Origin of the sequence: Bacillus sp. FSL W7-1354 (assembly GCF_038002405.1) — a bacterium.
Lineage (GTDB): Bacteria > Bacillota > Bacilli > Bacillales > Bacillaceae > Bacillus > Bacillus paralicheniformis.
The window spans coordinates 2,351,052-2,367,887 of sequence record NZ_JBBOCL010000001.1 but is presented as its reverse complement, the minus strand read 5'-3'; the positions used below and the strand labels follow the sequence as shown (position 1 = coordinate 2,367,887).

The following is a 16,836-nucleotide window of genomic DNA, read 5'->3' as shown; positions in this document are numbered from 1 at the left end:
AACATTTTTGCTTGGCATCCGCCAAGTTTTTTCTATAAAATGGTGATAGGGCAAGGTTACGCAAAAGGGAGGAAATTATGAGAAGATTACTTGTGATCGATGATCATCCGGCTGTCATGGAGGGGACGAAGGCAATTCTTGAAACGAACCAGGACTTTGTTGTCGATTGCCTCAGCCCTGAAGCCAGCGAACAATTTCTCAAGAAGCATGATTTTTCTGCGTATGACCTGATCTTAATGGATTTAAATTTGGGTGAAATCAACGGTATGGACCTATCTAAGAAAATCCTTGAGACGTGTTCATCATGCAAAATTATCGTTTACACAGGCTATGAAGTCGAAGATTATTTTGAAGAGGCGATTCGTTCCGGCATGCACGGCGCCATCAGCAAAACGGAATCGAAGGAAAAGATTATAGAGTACATATATCAGGTACTGGATAATAAAATTGTCGTCGATTATGATTATTTCAAGCAGCTGATTACACAGCAAAAATCGAAGTCAAACAGCCAGCAGACCCAGCACGATCTTTTGACTGAAAGGGAATGCCTGATCTTAAAAGAAGTCGAAAAAGGCTATACAAACCAGGAAATTGCCGATGCGCTTCATTTAAGCAAGCGGTCGATCGAATACAGTCTGACTTCCGTATTCAGCAAACTGAATGTAGGATCACGGACAGAGGCTGTTTTAATCGCGAAATCTGAAGGCGTACTTTGATGAAGGGACGATTGTGATGGAAACGAAACATACACTTCTTGAAGCGTTGGGAATCGAGTTGAAGGAATGCAGCAAAGAGCGGTGTGTTGCGGTCATGCCTGTCGACGAAAGAACGCGTCAGCCATTCGGTTATCTGCATGGAGGTGCGTCCGTTGCGCTTGCTGAAACGGTGGCAAGCATCGGGGCATATCAGCATATCGATCCAAAAGAGCAGGCATGCTTCGGGCTTGAGATCAACGCCAACCATATTAAATCGGTGAAAGACGGAACGGTTAAAGCGGTCGCAACGCCTCTGCATGTAGGCAAATCAACAATGGTGTTTCAAATTGAAATACGCGATGAGCAAGACAGCCTGATTTGCACGTCCAGGTGCACGATGGCGGTCATCAGCCGCCCTTCATCGTAAACCAAAAAAACTCGCCTTTTAGGGCGAGTTTTCTTTTTATAAATAGGAATCTTCCTTCTTTTTAATCAGAAAATTTCTGTAGCCTTCATAATCGTCCTGTACGCTTTTCTTTTCCATTTTTACGCCGGTGTTATAGGCGGCTCTTGCGATCAGGTGGGCGCCTACAGGAGACGTCAGAAATACAAAGACGATACCGAGCAGCACTTTGGCCGTAATGAAGCCGTGCAGAAACCAGAAGTAAAAGAATACGCCGAGCAGCACGCTGATGATCCCCAATGTCGCTCCTTTAGAAGCGGCGTGGATTCTTGAGTATACGTCAGGCAGCCGCAGCGTTCCAAAGGAAGCGGCTAACGATATCAGTGCGCCAAGAAGGACCAAGACGGCGATAAGCAATTTAGCGGCTTCGATCATTTTCGATAATCTCTCCTTTCTCAAGGAATTTAGAAAATGCGACAGTGCCGATAAAGGCCAGAATACCGATCAAGAGGATGACCTCCAAATATGCTGTCGTATTTAACAAGATGGACACGAGAGCCGTAATTCCGATCAGGTTGATGCCGATCGCATCAAGCGCCACCACTCTGTCCGGGATGCTCGGCCCTTTAATGACCCTCAGGACATACAGAAAAGTGGAGACCGCCAAAATGCCGAGTGACAATTGCAAAATAAATTCAAACATCAGCGGCTTACCTCCTTAATGGCCTCTTCAAACGAAATGCGGATATCACTGATGGCTTTCTCAGCATCATCGATATCGACCGCATGAATATAAAGAATCGAACGGTCATCAGAGATATCGACGACCAATGTGCCTGGTGTCAGCGTAATCAGGTTCGCCAATGTCGTGATTTCCCAGTCCGCTTTAAGGTCTGTCTTGAAGGCGAAGATGCCGGGCTTATTTTTTAACCTTGGGGATAAGATCGTCTTTAATACGCTGACGTTTGCGAGAACGAGCTCTTTAATAAAAATAAACAGCAGTTTAATGATCGCCCAAATGTTAATTAAGTAAAAGCGGCGGCGGAAGAAACGCCTCATCAGAAAGAGCGAGAATAATCCGATCACATAACCGACGACAAGCCCGGCAGCGGTGTAGTCATTGTTCAGAAACATCCAGCACAACGCAAGAATAAAGTTCAACAATATTTGTAATGCCATGCGATCTACTCCTTCAAAACGGCTTCAATATATTTTTCGGGGTTGACGAGCGTATCAGCCGCCTGATGGAAATACGGCGCGATAAGCTCGGTTCCGAGTCCGATGGCAAGCGACAGAAAGAGCAGTACCGCTGCCGGATACATATAGCCTTTTAGCGGTCTTTTGGCCGGAGCATCTTCCTGTTCATCCCCCCAGAAGCCGTTGATAAATATTTTCATGACGGAATACAAGACGAGCAGACTGGATAAAAGCATCAGCAGCGTAATCACGAATTCACCGCTTAGAAAGCCGCCCTCTGCAATTTTCAGCTTGCCGATGAATCCGCTGAAAGGAGGGACCCCTGCCAATGAAACAGCTGAAATCATAAACATCCAGCCGAGCACCGGATGGTTTTTGATCAGGCCGCTCATTTTTTTCAGGTTGTTTGTCCCTGTCAGAGCAAACAGCGCTCCGCCAAGCATAAACAGCGCTCCTTTAATGATCATGTCATGAATCAGATAGTAGACAGATCCTTCGATCGAAGCCGGCGTATTGGCGGCGATACCGAATAAGATCACACCGACCGCAGTCACAATATTGTAGATAATGATTTTTTGAACATCCCAGTAGGCGATCGAGCCGATGACACCGAAGATGATCGTAAGGGCCGCAAGCCAGACCATTAATTGATGAGTAAAAGCCGCGTCTTGGGTGAAAATTAATGTAAACACCCTTGTGATCGCGTATAGGCCGACTTTGGTCAGAAGTGCGCCAAACAGTGCGGACACAGCGGCAGGCGGCGCATAATAAGAACCAGGCATCCAGAAATACAGCGGGAAAATGCCGCCTTTTAAACCGAAGACGATCAAAAATAAAACAGCAATGACCGTGATCAGCCCGGTTTGGCCCGATTCACTGATCCGAACGCTCAAATCCGCCATGTTTAATGTGCCCGTCACCGCATATAAATAAGCGACTCCGATGACAAAGAGGGCGGAAGAGATAATGTTAAAGACGATGTACTTCAGAGATTCCCGCAGCTGGATCTTCGTGCCGCCAATGACGATCAGCACATACGAAGCCATCAGGAGAACCTCAAAAAATACGAACAGGTTAAACAAATCCCCGGTTAAGAAAGCGCCGCTAACTCCGGCAAGCAGGAACTGGACCGCGGGATAATAAAAGAAACGCTCGCGTTTTTCGCCGATGGAGCGAAACGAATAAAGAACCGTCAGAAATCCGATAATGGCTGTCGTTAACGCCAGAAGGCTGGCGAATTGATCAGCGACAAGGCTGATCCCGAACGGCGGCTTCCACCCGCCGAGATATAAGGTCTGGATTCCGTCCGTATAGACGGTCTGCACAAGAACAGCGGCCGCCGCGATCGCCGCAATGGAAGATATGGCGCTGAATGCACGCATCAGCACGATCGACTTGTTCATAAAGATGAGCAGAACTGCGGCCATTAAAGGAATCAGTATTGGCAGAATTACAAGATTATTCATGTTGATCATTTCCCCTCATTTGATCCATATCATCCATTTTCAGCTCTTGGTAGGCGCGGAAAGCCATGACCAGGAGAAACGAGGTGACCCCGAAAGCAATGACGATCGCCGTTAAAATCAACGCCTGAGGGAGAGGGTCGACATAGGTTGACGACTCTTCATTTAAAATGGGGGGCGCTCCTTTTTTTAACCCTCCCATTGTCAGCAGAAGCAGGTGGACGCCATGGCTGAGAACGGCAGTTCCGATAATCACCCTCAGAAGGCTTTTTGAAAGCAAGAGATATGTCGCCGCCATAAACAAAATTCCTACAATAAAAGACATTAAAATCTCCATTATTCTCTCTCCCCAATCGTCTGAATAATGGTCATGGTCACGCCGACCACTACGAGATAAACCCCGATATCAAACAATACCGCGGTGGCAAGCTCCGTTTTCCCCAAGAGCGGAAGGTTAAAGTAATCAAACGCGTGGGAAAGAAACTGAGCGCCGAATAAAAATGAACCGATTCCGGTGGAAACGGAAATGAATAAGCCGACGGCCGCCACATAGATAAAGTTGACGGGCAAAATGTTCTGCACCGTTTTTAAATCATAGGCAAGCAGCAGAAGGACGAGCGAAGACGCCGTCATCAATCCGCCGATAAAACCGCCGCCCGGGTTATTATGGCCGGCAAAAAACAGATGGAAAGAAAAGAGCAGAATGATAAAGGATGCAATCTTTGTAACGGTTTGCAGGATCACATCATTCGTCTGAACCTTTTTCAATGCTCTTCCCCTCCTTTCCCCATTCTGAGCCTGATCATGCCGTATATTCCTAAAGCGGCTATGACAAGTACGGTAATTTCAAACAATGTATCAAATCCCCTGAAGTCGACCAATATCACGTTGACGATATTGTGGCCGCCTGCGAGTTTATAGCTGTTTTCAATAAAATACGATGCGATGCTTTCAAGGGAGCGCTGGCTGTTTGCAGAAAGTGCGAGCAGCGTCACAACAGTTCCGACTCCGACCGAGACAAGCGCATTTGTTAACCTGAACTTAGCCGACTTCGGCTTGAATCTGAGCTTCGGCAAATGATAGAAGCAAAGCAGGAACAATGCGACTGAAATCGTTTCGATAATCAGCTGCGTCAGCGCGAGATCCGGCGCTCTGAAAATGACGAAGAACAGCGCAAGCGTGTAGCCGATGACGCCGAGCCCGATAATCGCCGTCAGTCTTGATCTTGCGAAAACGGTGGTAAATGTTGCGGCAATCATGACGGCTGACAGAACAAGCTCATAGATGCCGATTGAAGCATTGCCTTTCACATCGTATGAAAAGCCTCCGGTAACAACGAGCGATCCGCCGATGATCACGATAAAGAAGACAAAAACATAGACGAGATAATCGCGAAGAAACCCGGTCATATACGTTCTTGTAATCTTGTTGGAGCCTTTTTCAAGCCCAGACAACGAGCTGTCGTACAGTTTGTTGAGCGTCAGTTTTTCCGGGAAGAGGCCGTAGACCTTCCGCCATTTTGACAAGGTCAAATAGGCGAGAACGCCGAGAGCAACGACGCCGATTGTCATGTAGAGTTCAGATGAAAAGCCGTGCCACATGTAAATATGAACCTTGAATTTTTCGTCTCCGTCCAAAAGGGTCGGCATAATCGACGATGCAGCCGGTTCAATGATGCTGTATGACAGAATGTTCGGGAAAAAGAAAAAAATCACCACGAGAGAGACGAGGACAATCGGCGAAATCAGCATACCGAGTGGAGCCTCATGCGCTTGTTTTTCAAGTTTTTCAGGCTGATATTTCCCCCCGAACGTTTTAAACAGCAGAACCATGCAGTAAATGAACGTAAACACGCTTCCGATCCAAGCCAGAACAGGAAGCACAAAACTCCATGTGTCGGCGTTATACAAATTAAAATCCGTAATCCTGAGCATGCTGGTGAAAAACATTTCCTTGCTCAAAAAGCCGTTGAACGGCGGCAGACCAGCCATTGAAAACGCGCCGATCAGCGTAATCGTAAACGTAATCGGCATGATCGTCATCAGACCGCCGAGCTTGCGGATATCCCTCGTTCCCGTTTCATGATCGATGATTCCGACCGCCATGAACAGGCTGCCTTTAAATGTCGCGTGGTTGATCAAGTGAAAAACGGCGGCGATTACTGCAACCATATAGTATTCAAAATTTTGATAGTGCAAAGCTGCGGCACCGACGCCGAGCATCGACATGATCATTCCGAGCTGGCTGACCGTAGAAAAGGCAAGTATCGCTTTTAGATCAGTCTGCTTGACGGCGTTGAACGAACCCCAGAAAAGCGTGACAATCCCCGTGAGGGACACGATCCAAAACCATTCGCCGGAAAAAGCGAACACAGGGGTGAATCTTGCAACGATATAAATTCCCGCTTTTACCATCGTGGCGGAGTGCAGGTAAGCACTTACAGGCGTTGGTGCTTCCATCGCGTCTGGAAGCCAGATGTAAAAAGGGAACTGCGCAGATTTAGTAAAGGCTCCGATTAACACCAGCACGAGAGCCGGAATGAAAAAGCCGTGGCCCGAAATTAAATCAACTTGGTTGATCATTTCTCTGATCGAGAATGAACCCGTAATCGTGTAAAGAAGAATGAAGCCTCCAAGCATGGAAAGACCGCCGAAAATGGTGATAAGCATCGATTTTGTCGCGCCGTATCTTGATTTTTCCCGCTTGTACCAATAGCCGATGAGCAAAAAAGACGATATGCTGGTCAATTCCCAAAATAAATAAAGTACAATGACGTTATCAACGAGAACAACGCCGAGCATTGCCCCCATGAACATGAGCAGATAAACGTAAAACGGTCCGAGCTGCTCTCTTTCTTTAGATAGATAATAGATGCTGTAAAGGACAACCAAAGACCCTATCCCTGTAATCAGAAGGGCGAATAGCAATCCGAGTCCGTCAACGTATGCGGTAAAGTTAATGCCAAAGGACGGAATCCATTCCAGTACAGCCTTTAATGTTCCGCCATCCGCCGTCATTTTGATCATGCGGAAAAAATAAATAAATAATAGAACAGGAAGAACCAGGACAAACCAGCCTGTATGAATCTTTCTGACGTTTTTCGCCAATAGCGGAATCAAAAAGGCGAGTGCAAAAGGCGATAAAATTGCAATATGTAAAGCCGTCATATTAACCTCCCTTTAAGGTAGCATGTATAAATACATTCTGTTCCATACTAAAATTTTCAAACGTTATGTACTTTTTTAGAACTGGTGACCTAGACAAATTATAACTCAAATTTTAATCGGCTGCATGATCTCATGATAACCGCGGTTTATGCGGTCTTATGAACCTGAAAACAATTTTAACAAAAAATGCGGCATTTGTATAATGGAAAGTTTTTTTGAACAAGATGAATTTGAGGTGATGAAAGATGAGAAGGAAAGCTTTTATCAGCTTAAGTTTATTTTGTTCGCTTTTTGCGGGAGCGTTTATGATCAACAGGGAAATGACGCGTGAACAGACTCCGGGGATAGGAACGGACGAAGGCCCTCAATATCACGGGGATTATACGCCGCTTCAGACGGGAGCGGAAGATCAGTCCTTAACGGGAAAAGAAAGAGCTCCCTTTAAACCGAGAGAATATATCAGAGTTGAGAAACGCTGAAAACAAAAAAGGAATCCGATCGTATAGATCAGACTCCTTTTTGTTTTTTTATGCGGCCCTTACGAGGTGAAGAACCTTAGTAAAACGGTCGCCATAATGACGGTTGCTGCCCCGCCGAGACGCGTTGAGATTTGCGCAAACGGCATCAGCCCCATCCGGCCTGAAGCCGAAAGAATAGCCACGTCCCCCGTACCGCCGAGACCGCTGTGACAGCCGGTGACAATCGCTGATTCAACAGGGTACATGTTCATTAATTTGCCGACAAAGTAGCCTGATGTCACCATGGCAATGACGACTGAAGCGCAGACGGCGATGAAGCGCAGGGAAATAACGGACGCCACATCATCAAGCGGGATGTAAAGAATGCCGAGCCCGACCATCAGCGGCCAAGTGAAGCTTGATGACATGAATTTGTAAAGCTGGTGTGCGCCTTTTTCCATGCTTGCAGGCAGAAGCTTTGCATATTTTACGGCAGCCGCCGCGATGATCATCAGGATCGCTCCCGGAATTGCGATGAACTTGGAGACCAAACCGCCGAAAATGAAGAAGGAACATGCGATTAAAACGCCGGCACCCATTAATTTCAAATCGATTTTCGGCTCCTCTTCTTTTTGGTTGAAAATTTCATCGTCTTTTTTCGATTTGACGAGCCTGCCGTTACCATTCAGCTCAGGCCGCTTTTCGCCAAGCTTTTTCATCAGTCCGGCTGAGATGATGGCAACGACGTTTCCGATAATAGCGGCCGGAATGAGCTGTGAAACAAATACATCTGTGGATTGTCCCAAAATTTGCGAGTAAGCGAGTGACAGCGGCAGGATTCCTTCGCCGATGCCTCCGGCAATAATCGGTACAATAATAAAGAAGAAAGCTTCATAAGGGCTGTAGCCAAACAACAGACCGACGAGAATACCGGCGGCAACCGCTGCGACCGTCCCGGCCAACAACGGAACGAACATTCTCATAAAACCTTGAATCAGAACCGTGCGATGCATTCCTAAAATACTTCCCGCGACTAAACATGCGATGTAAAAATACAGAAAATTCGACGTTTTCATCAAAGTCGTAACCGCTTCCATAGATGCGGGGTTAAGCACTTTGAAAAAGACTAAAAACGAAGGAACAAATAGCGAGAGAATGGCAGGTCCGCCGATATCTTTTAAAATCGGAATGCGCTGTCCAACATCCCCGAGAATAATACCGAGAATCATAATGATCGCGAAACCGCCAAGCATGTCATTCGGCAATTCGTTATAGTAAGCTGCCAGAAAAATAATCAGCGCAAGCGCAATGTATAGCGGAAACGGAATCACGCCGATTTTCCAATTGATCAACTTCTGGAAAAAATTTTTATTTTCTTTATGACCGTGATTTGTAATCGGTTTCAAATCTTTTGCTGCTTCCATCAAAAACACCCCCATGTTTGTATGTGTTCAATTGTAGAAGAAAAGTGTCAATTCTGTGCGTTTTTTAAATTAAAATAATCGATTGATAATTAAATTAAAGCGAAAAAGAGCGGGAAAAGAGGAGGAATCTGCTTGATTTTGATCAATTTATAGGTCTTTTGGTTTATTAGGGAGTCGTATCCAGGTAAAAAAGGGAATTCCCTGTCCGGGGAGAAAGCTTTTTTAAAGCAGCAATTTAAAAAACCCCCGAAGCTGTTTTCGGGGGCTTTGCATTATGATTTTCTTTTGGCAAGAGATCCTAACGCCTCTCCCATTTTCACTTGAAGAGAGGGGTGAAGGCGCTCATCAGGAATAAAGGTATCCTTTTCAAACAGCAGGATAACGGTCGAGCCGAAAGAGAAATATGCGATTTCGTCGCCTTGACGCCATTCTTTTGACTCCTCGAGCATCACGATCGAGTTAATATACATCGCCCCGACCTTCACAAGCAGGGCGGACCCATATTGATGCTTAAATTCGGAAATCATCCGGTAGTTTTTTGTCAGCGGCGATTTCCCGTAGGTCAAACCGATTTGATTCACGGGGTAAGACGCGCTTCCCAGCGAATATTGCGTTTCAAGTGTACCGTCAGCCGGGCTGTGAATTCTGTGGTAGTCCCTCGGGCTTAAATAGATGATGATATAGGTTCCACCGATATAGCGGTTCACGATCTCGGATCGCCCGATCATTTCTTCTACGGAATAGAGCTTTTGTTTGACGGTAAATTGCTTGTCGCGCGTGATGGCGCCCATTTCTTCGATGACTCCGTCCACAGGGCTGACCAGGCTGTTTGGTTCAGCGGGAAGGGGGCGTGCACCGCTCTTTAATTTTCTGATGAACAGCTCGTGCAGGCTGTTAAAAGAGCGGACATCTTCCTGCATCTCTTCTGTATTGATATGAAAGGTTTTGATATAGGAGGGGATGAGAGGTTTGCTGAGCTTTGACTGAGCAAACTTTTTCAGCATCCGGGACACGCCCTTTTTATTCGTCAACTCGATCAAAAACCGGTAAAGCCGCTTTTTCAAGCTGTTCACTCCTTTACTGATCACACGGGATGCAAGCGGTATTTAAATCACGCCGATTGTGTATCCGATCGTAATAAAAACGAGACACCAAATAAAAGCCCCTGATCCGGCATAAATCAGGAACCTTTTCATGTCCATCTCGTTCATGCCGGACAGATAGCATGTCACATGGCGGATTCCGGGAACAAAGTAGCCGAAAAGAATCGTCCACGGGCCGTATTTTTCAAACCAGCGGTGCACGGTGTCCAGTCTTTTCGGCGTCAGACCGATCCATTTCCCGAACTTATCGAGCAGCGGTTTACCGATTTTCTTCCCTAGAAAGTAACTGATGAGCATCCCTGATACCGCACCTGAAAAGCTGATCAAAAGAGACAGCTCATAGTTTAATAGATGAATAGAAGACAGATAACCGACAAATGTCATCATGACTTCATCGGGTATCGGCAGGCCTACAATTCCGAGAACAAGCATCCCGAATATCGCAAAATACCCGTATTGGGAAATCAATTCTTTTGCCAACTCCATGAAAAACTAGCTCACTTTCTTCAATAGTTTTTTCCCCTTCAGGCTGATGACTTTGATTTTGCTGACCATGAGAAAGGACAGGAACAGCATAATCAAAATGTACGGCTTTTTGCCAAGGATCTCTGATAAAAGGTTTAAGCAAACCAGAATTGTTCCGGCTGCGGTGATCGGAAGGCCTGTAAAATAATCCTGGTTCTCTGATTGAATATTAAATCGCGCCAGCCGAAGCGCTCCGCAAACAGGGAATAACAATGTCGAAGGAAGGCCTAAGATCGGTGCATCATAAAAAACGATTGAATAGGTGATGATGGCCGGGGCGACTCCGAAAGTGATAATATCAGACAAAGAATCCAATTCTTTTCCAAACGGGCTGACGGCATTTAATCTGCGCGCGGCCATGCCGTCAAGGCTGTCCAAGATAGCGCCGATCAGAACAAATATAATGGCTAAGAATAAATACCCTCTGAATGCAAGCAATATTGAAGAGATGCCCGAAACAAAGTTTCCAATCGTAATTAAAGAAGGTATGACTGATTTATTCAATGTTTTCGCATCCTTTAAATAAAAACGTTTTATATAGAAATTAAACAATATTAAATTGTATACGATTTGCTTCCTGTCTGCAATAAAATTCCTGAAATGATTGATAACCAGACTTTTTCATCATACCATAAAAGTGGTAAAGACACTGGCGGCGTCAAAAAAATTTATATTTTGTTAAGGTAACAAAAAAATGAATAAGAGAGCAGACGCTCTCTTATTCTATCGTTCGGTTCGCGTTTTCCTTTAATATAAGCCGATATATCAGGCCAGCGCGGGAATCGTCAAACGCAAGGCGAAATCAGCATCAGACGCTTGGTATTTCTTTAAAGAAGGGAAGCGTGGACCCGATGCTGTTGATAGCTTTGAGCGAAGCCGAAGAACAGAGCGGATTCGATTGGGTCGAACCCTAAGCGCAGCGAGCGCGATAAATCCTTGTCCGGTAACGGCGGCATGCGAGAAGTCAAGCGTGACCGTCACAAAAAAACGCCCGCTGTCTTTAGGAAGCAGCGGGCGGGGAGGGGACATGTTATAGATATTGGTTAATCACGTTCAAGTCATTTGTATTTAATTTATATTGGAAAACCGGTCTGCCGATCGTGCCGTAGGCCATTTCTACGTTGAGAACTTCGATTTCCTCCAGAAACTTCAAGTATTTGCGAATTGAAACTTGAGAGATTTCCGTGTGATTGGCCAAATCTTCTGTTGTGAACGTCAAGCTGTCAAACGATCTGATGCTTGACCAAATGAGATTCAGCGTGCTTTTGGTCAGCCCTTTTGGCAAATGCATCTTTTCGGGCGCGCGTTTTTTTTGAAAAAGTTCGAAATCCAGCTCTTTTTGGCTGATATTCCGGTTGCTTGCATAAAGCTGCTGCTTCCGTTTGTAATCGGTTAGGGCGCTTTGAAACCGCTCAAATTCGAACGGCTTGATTAAGTAATCGACAGCCCCGTACCGCAGCGTTTTTTGAACAACATCCATTTCACTGGCCGCTGAGATGACGATCACGTCGACAGCTTGATTCTGGCGTCTGATCTCAGTGAGCAGCTCGACGCCGTTCCTGCCCGGCATATAAATATCGAGCAGGATCAGATCGATGTGCTCTTCCCTGAGGAAGGTGAGAGCCTCTTGAAAAGAAGCGGCAATTCCCTTCAGCTGAAATCCCTCTACCTGGCTGAGGTAACGTTTATTCAGCTCTCTTACCATCGGGTCATCTTCAACAATTAATACATCAATCATGGTCATCCTCCTTTGGTTCATACGGAATGCGGAGACTGAATGTCGTTCCTTCATTCTTTTCGCTTGTCACGATGATATGTCCATTTAAATTTTCAAGGCTTTGTTCGACGAAATAAAGCCCGAACCCCCGGTTGGAGCCCTTTGTTGAAAAGCCTTGATCAAACATTTTCTGCTGTTCCTCCTTGGATATGCCGACTCCCGTATCCGTGACTTCAATATCAAGCTGTCCGTCATGGTGGCGGAATGAAATCGAGATATTTTTCTTATCAGTTGCGGAAACGGCATCCAGGGCATTGTTGAGAAGGTTCCCGATAACGGTGATTAAATCGTGTATCACCGCTGTGTTGGCTGTATCCGGAATCCTCGTGCTGCAATGAACCTCCAGCGAGGCCCCCTGTTCCCGGATATAGCTCTGCTTGCCGAGCAAAAAGCCGGCGAGCACCGAGTTTTTAATATGGTTGATAATTTCGCTCGCTTCAGACTGCTGATAGATCGCAATGTCTTTTATATAGTTTCCAAGCTCGTCGTAGTTCTTTAATTGAACGAGACCGAGAATCACGTGGAGCTTGTTCATAAACTCGTGCGACTGCGCCCTGAGCGCGTTTGCGTACATTTTAACACCGGACAGCTGCTCAGCTAAGTGCTTCACTTCGGTTTTGTCGCGGAATGTGGCAATCGCTCCGACGATGTTTCCCTTTTTTAAGTGGATCGGAACTTCATTAAAGACAAGTTCTAGCCCGTTGATTCTAACGTCGCGGTCCAGAACGGGCTTCTGAGTATCGATCACTTGTTTCAGGCGGTTGTTTGGCAAGATGTCGGTGACATCCCGGTCGATCGGATTCTCTTCGATCCCCATTTTATGAAACAGGCGCTTCGCTTCCGCGTTGGCGAGCTTGATTTTTCCTGTTCGGTCAACGGCGAGTATCCCTTCTTTTGTCGACTCAAGCATCGCGCTTCGTTCATTCAAAAGCGTTGCAATTTCATACGGTTCCATACCGAACATAATCGTTTTTACTTTCCTCGCCACGACGACAGCTCCGATGATTCCGGCGAAGATGCTGAGGACGATGACCGTATATAAAGGGCGGAGATTTTGCTGGGTGATCTGCTCAATCTCGTTAAGGGTGATTCCGACCGCTACCGCTCCGACCTGGCTGCCCGTTTTATTATAGATGGGAACAAAAGCCCTCAGTGATTCACCGAGCGTGCCTTTTGCCGTACTAATGTGGCGGCGGCCCTTCAGCACTTCTTTTTCGTCCCCGCCGGCAAATTTCTTTCCGATTTTATTCGGATCCGGGTGGGTTTTACGGATGCTGTTCATATCCATGACAACGACGAATTCAGTCTCGGTGATTTTTTGAACGCGGGCGGTGTATGTTCGGAGCTCATCGTATTCGCCGCTTTCCAGCGATTGCGCCGTAATCGGAGCTTCGGCGACCATCTCCGCCGTCTGCAGGGCAATCTGCTGCTCCTGCTCCCGAATGTTCCTTGCGGTCTCGGAACCGACCATAAAAAACGCGATCAATAAAGAAATCAAAACGACGACGCAGACAAATATCGTTAATCGTGTCTGCAGTTTTAATGTTTTTTTCAACGGCGATTCCTCGCGATCTATTGATTAGTCAACACATAATACTTTACAAGTAAATGGCGAATTTGTGAAGAATCCTGCCCCTTTCTGCCGCGAACAGCAGAAATTAAAAATATGGAAAATATTCTTGTCAACAGGTCCTAAGTCGTACATAATGAATGAGGAACATATCAGAAAGGGACTTTTTTTTATGAAAAATACGTATGTAACAGGCTTTTTTCCTTTTATCGCAATTCTTCTTTTCAGTTCATCTCTTGCGATTTCTTCCGTTATCTATGCCATGGGGATACTGTCTTCTCTCGGCATTTACAAAGGAATGCTCGAATTTTTCTCTGAGAGCGGCATCCGGATGGCTTTGTTTGCTGTGTTTACGCTGATTTTTTTCATGGTATTTTCCGCTTTGAAGCTGATTGCCAATACAGTGACAGAGCTTGCCCTCTTATTTTTCGCCAAAGATCCTGAAGGAGCGAACCTGAGGAAAATCAGGGTCGGTTCTGCCGTGTATCTGGGAGCAAGCCTTTTATCCTTTATTTTTGTCCAATATGCCGCTGGAATTGCAGCGCTTTTTTTACTCGCAACACTCGTATATTTAATTTTTATCGTTTATGCGATCCACAGCACGCTTTCATTTATGTCATTAATCGGCTTTATTATGTTTGAGCTGCTGTTTTGGTTTACGTTTTTAATCGGCACGGTGTATATCGTCATCAAGCTATATAACAGCGTCATGGCGAGCTTGCCCGTTTGAGCCATGCAAAAAACCGGAGCGCGGACGTTTGTCCGGCGGCTCCGGTTTTTTTATGACAAAAATCGTTTTCTGATCTCAGGACCGGGAATGGTGCACTCGCTTTTTTGCCCAAACCATTTGTAACGGTTTTTCGCAATCACGCTGTAGATGGCGTCCCGTAGCGGTCTGGGAATGATCAAGAGGGCGGAAGCGGCCCGCCAAAGACCAGGAAGGCTTTTCACCACATGCAAGGCCGCGGTTGATTTCTGATATACCCGTCCGTTTTCGATCAAAATAAAGCTGTCAAAATGATCGGAGGGGAGCTGATATTGCTTGAGCAGCTTCCCCCCGGCATCAGATTGCAGGGAAGCGAATGAAAATAAGCCTTCTGGATCATGCTTGATGATGAATTGAACGGCTCCGTCGCAAAAGTTGCACACGCCGTCAAACAGAACGATTCGCTCAGGCATATCAGCCACTTTCAGCCACCCCTTTTTTGATTTAAGATGCGTATGCAAGCGTTCCTCTCCAGATTAAAAGTTGAGGTCCCGCGTGATGCAGATACTCGACATTGCCTTTTGCCTCTTTTCCGACCCATACACTCATTGTGTACGTATCCGTCAATCCGACAAACCAAAGGTCTCTGTACCCGTTGGATGTTCCGGTTTTGCCTCCTACATATCCGCCGCTGAAATTCGCTTTTTTCCCGGTTCCTTCTTTGACAACCGCTGATAAGAGCTGACGCATTTGGTTGTTTGTCCGCATGCTGAATACTTGCTGCGGTTTGTCTTTCCATTTGTAAAGCGTTTTGCCTTTTAAGTCCGTCACCTTTGTGATGGCATGGCTGGATGTATAGCTGCCGTTATTGCCGAAAGTCGTATAGGCATCGGCCATCTCCAGCGGTGAGAAGCCCCATGTAAATCCGCCCAGTGCAGCAGGAAGACGGTAGTCATTTTGAACGATTTTATCAAATCCGAACGGTTTTAAATAGCTGAATCCTTTTTGCACGCCGACCCGGTTCAGCATTCGTACGGCCGGTGTATTATACGAATTTTTAAAGGCTGTCTTGATCGACACGGTTCCGTATGTTCTTTCGTTGAAGTTGTTCGGACAGTATTCTTTGCTGCAAAATTTGCTTGCGTCAATCATGCTGCCTGCCGTCGCACCCGTTTCTTCAATGTACGGCCCGTAGTCAAGGAGCGGTTTAATCGATGATCCCGGCTGCCTGTATGCCTGGAATGCCAGGTTGTAATCATACTTTTTATAGTTTTTCCCGCCGGACATGGCGACGATTTGATGGGTTTGGTGGTTGATCACCACCGCTCCGCCTTGTACGCCTTCATAAGGGAGGCGATTATTCACTTGCTGGACGACCCGGTTTTGCATCCCGGTATCGAGCGCCGTATAAATTTTGATCCCGCTCGTCGTGAGGGAGCTGATGCGGTTAGACAGCTCTTTTTCGATTTTTTTCTTTTCTTCTTTTGTTTTTGCCTTTTTCAGCCGTTCGTCAAACCCTTCCGAAGCGGACACCAATTTGGTGAATTCCTCGTTGACATAAGTCGTATAGTCGGGATAAGCGTCTTTCTTTTCTTTTACATGAAGCGTAATTTTTTGCTTTACGGCTTTGCTGTATTCTTTTTCAGTGATCACGCCCGCTTTTTTCAGCCCTTCAAGCAGCCGCTTTTGGCGGGTTTTTGTGTAGTCAAAATGTTTCAAAGGATCATATAATGTAGGGTTATTAGGGATCGCGCAAATAAACGCCGTTTCGGCAAGGTTGAGAGATTTCAAAGGCTTGCTGAAATAGAAATAAGACGCGGATCCAATTCCGTAGACCCCATGATTAAAATAGATCGTGTTTAAATATTTCTCAAAAATTTCTTCTTTTGAAAGCTTTTTTTCCAGCTGATAGGAATACAGGAGCTCTGTGAACTTGCGGTCGAAGGTTCGTTCATGGTTCAAATACAAGTTTCTCGAAAGCTGCTGTGTAATCGTGCTGGCTCCCTGATCAATGCCGCCTTTTTTGACATTGGCTGCGGCGGCCCGGGCCATTCCGATAAAATCAAAGCCTTTATGCTGAAAGAAATGCCGATCCTCTGAAGTGAGAAACAGCTGCTTCACATGATCAGGGATATTTTTATAGGGGACAAATACCCGGTTTTGGTGATCTGAAACAATTTCTGAAATCAGGGCGCCGTCCCTGTCATACATGTAGCTGTTTTGTACAAGGCCGATATCTTTTATATTGATCTTCTCATCGAGCACCTGATCGAGAGGCTTCATATCCTGAGCTTCCCGGCCGGAGGCCATTAAGGTAAAGACAAATATAGGAATTAACATCAACAGAA

At 46.0% G+C, this 16,836-nt stretch carries 19 protein-coding genes; 4 read left to right on the top strand and 15 right to left on the bottom strand.

The genetic code is table 11. The features are described 5' to 3' along the window. Nucleotides 1–77 precede the first annotated feature (77 nt). Together MKZ04_RS12110 and MKZ04_RS12105 are read left to right on the top strand one after the other, a co-directional pair. The gene (locus MKZ04_RS12110; RefSeq protein WP_003184849.1) at nt 78–716 is read left to right on the top strand and encodes a response regulator transcription factor; all 639 of its coding nucleotides are present in this window, start codon (nt 78–80) and stop codon (nt 714–716) included. A gap of 16 nt (nt 717–732) precedes the next feature. Next, complete coding sequence (locus MKZ04_RS12105; RefSeq protein WP_009329508.1) at nt 733–1,122, top strand: hotdog fold thioesterase; 390 nt, start codon at nt 733–735, stop codon at nt 1,120–1,122. A 36-nt stretch (nt 1,123–1,158) separates the two neighbouring features. Here MKZ04_RS12105 and mnhG read toward each other — a convergent pair whose 3' ends face one another. The 7 genes from mnhG to MKZ04_RS12070 are packed head-to-tail and all read right to left on the bottom strand — an operon-like array spanning nt 1,159 to nt 6,925. After that, complete coding sequence (gene mnhG / locus MKZ04_RS12100; RefSeq protein ID WP_075751277.1) at nt 1,159–1,533, bottom strand: monovalent cation/H(+) antiporter subunit G; 375 nt, start codon at nt 1,531–1,533, stop codon at nt 1,159–1,161. Then, the gene (locus MKZ04_RS12095; RefSeq protein ID WP_003184842.1) at nt 1,517–1,801 is read right to left on the bottom strand and encodes a Na(+)/H(+) antiporter subunit F1; all 285 of its coding nucleotides are present in this window, start codon (nt 1,799–1,801) and stop codon (nt 1,517–1,519) included. Before MKZ04_RS12095 ends, mnhG begins: the two co-directional genes overlap by 17 nt. Next, nucleotides 1,801–2,277, bottom strand: coding sequence for a Na+/H+ antiporter subunit E (locus tag MKZ04_RS12090; RefSeq protein WP_020452787.1), 477 nt, complete (start codon nt 2,275–2,277; stop codon nt 1,801–1,803). The genes MKZ04_RS12095 and MKZ04_RS12090 overlap by 1 nt, the downstream gene beginning before the upstream one ends. A gap of 5 nt (nt 2,278–2,282) precedes the next feature. Beyond that, the gene (locus MKZ04_RS12085; protein ID WP_026580052.1) at nt 2,283–3,761 is read right to left on the bottom strand and encodes a Na+/H+ antiporter subunit D; all 1,479 of its coding nucleotides are present in this window, start codon (nt 3,759–3,761) and stop codon (nt 2,283–2,285) included. After that, nucleotides 3,754–4,095 (bottom strand): Na(+)/H(+) antiporter subunit C, encoded by a 342-nt coding sequence (locus MKZ04_RS12080; protein ID WP_020452785.1) that lies wholly within the window; start codon nt 4,093–4,095, stop codon nt 3,754–3,756. Before MKZ04_RS12080 ends, MKZ04_RS12085 begins: the two co-directional genes overlap by 8 nt. Next, nucleotides 4,095–4,526 (bottom strand): Na(+)/H(+) antiporter subunit B, encoded by a 432-nt coding sequence (locus tag MKZ04_RS12075; protein WP_003184834.1) that lies wholly within the window; start codon nt 4,524–4,526, stop codon nt 4,095–4,097. The genes MKZ04_RS12080 and MKZ04_RS12075 overlap by 1 nt, the downstream gene beginning before the upstream one ends. After that, entirely contained in the window at nt 4,523–6,925 is a 2,403-nt protein-coding gene (locus MKZ04_RS12070) for a Na+/H+ antiporter subunit A (RefSeq protein WP_080131483.1), read from the bottom strand. The genes MKZ04_RS12075 and MKZ04_RS12070 overlap by 4 nt, the downstream gene beginning before the upstream one ends. Before the next feature lie 245 nt (nt 6,926–7,170). Here MKZ04_RS12070 and MKZ04_RS12065 point away from each other — a divergent pair, with 245 nt between their 5' ends. After that, a complete protein-coding gene (locus MKZ04_RS12065) occupies nt 7,171–7,404 on the top strand; it encodes a hypothetical protein (RefSeq protein WP_023856150.1) in 234 nt (77 codons plus the stop codon). A gap of 59 nt (nt 7,405–7,463) precedes the next feature. Here the strand turns inward: MKZ04_RS12065 and MKZ04_RS12060 are convergent, their stop codons facing one another. From MKZ04_RS12060 to malK, 6 genes are all read right to left on the bottom strand, one after another. Next, nucleotides 7,464–8,807, bottom strand: coding sequence for a 2-hydroxycarboxylate transporter family protein (locus tag MKZ04_RS12060; protein WP_023856149.1), 1,344 nt, complete (start codon nt 8,805–8,807; stop codon nt 7,464–7,466). 272 nt (nt 8,808–9,079) lie between these two features. Continuing rightward, a complete protein-coding gene (locus MKZ04_RS12055; protein WP_039072956.1) occupies nt 9,080–9,871 on the bottom strand; it encodes a phosphatidylserine decarboxylase in 792 nt (263 codons plus the stop codon). Between the two features lie 42 nt (nt 9,872–9,913). Then, a complete protein-coding gene (locus MKZ04_RS12050) occupies nt 9,914–10,396 on the bottom strand; it encodes a DedA family protein (RefSeq protein ID WP_020452781.1) in 483 nt (160 codons plus the stop codon). Nucleotides 10,397–10,402: 6 nt separating this feature from the next. After that, complete coding sequence (gene pssA / locus MKZ04_RS12045; RefSeq protein ID WP_020452780.1) at nt 10,403–10,939, bottom strand: CDP-diacylglycerol--serine O-phosphatidyltransferase; 537 nt, start codon at nt 10,937–10,939, stop codon at nt 10,403–10,405. 526 nt (nt 10,940–11,465) lie between these two features. Further along, nucleotides 11,466–12,173, bottom strand: coding sequence for a response regulator (locus tag MKZ04_RS12035; protein WP_020452779.1), 708 nt, complete (start codon nt 12,171–12,173; stop codon nt 11,466–11,468). Beyond that, nucleotides 12,166–13,767: a malate sensor histidine kinase MalK gene (malK, locus tag MKZ04_RS12030; RefSeq protein ID WP_341045969.1), complete on the bottom strand. Its 1,602-nt coding sequence runs from the start codon at nt 13,765–13,767 to the stop codon at nt 12,166–12,168. Before malK ends, MKZ04_RS12035 begins: the two co-directional genes overlap by 8 nt. 187 nt (nt 13,768–13,954) lie before the next feature. Between malK and MKZ04_RS12025 the strand changes: the two genes are divergently transcribed. Next, nucleotides 13,955–14,512, top strand: a complete 558-nt coding sequence (locus MKZ04_RS12025) for a YufK family protein (protein WP_020452777.1) — start codon at nt 13,955–13,957, stop codon at nt 14,510–14,512. A gap of 50 nt (nt 14,513–14,562) precedes the next feature. On the opposite strand, the gene MKZ04_RS12020 is transcribed toward MKZ04_RS12025, so the two are convergent. Then, complete coding sequence (locus tag MKZ04_RS12020) at nt 14,563–14,961, bottom strand: thiol-disulfide oxidoreductase DCC family protein (RefSeq protein WP_033155026.1); 399 nt, start codon at nt 14,959–14,961, stop codon at nt 14,563–14,565. 31 nt (nt 14,962–14,992) lie between these two features. After that, entirely contained in the window at nt 14,993–16,828 is a 1,836-nt protein-coding gene (locus MKZ04_RS12015; RefSeq protein ID WP_052252271.1) for a transglycosylase domain-containing protein, read from the bottom strand. Nucleotides 16,829–16,836 lie beyond the last annotated feature (8 nt).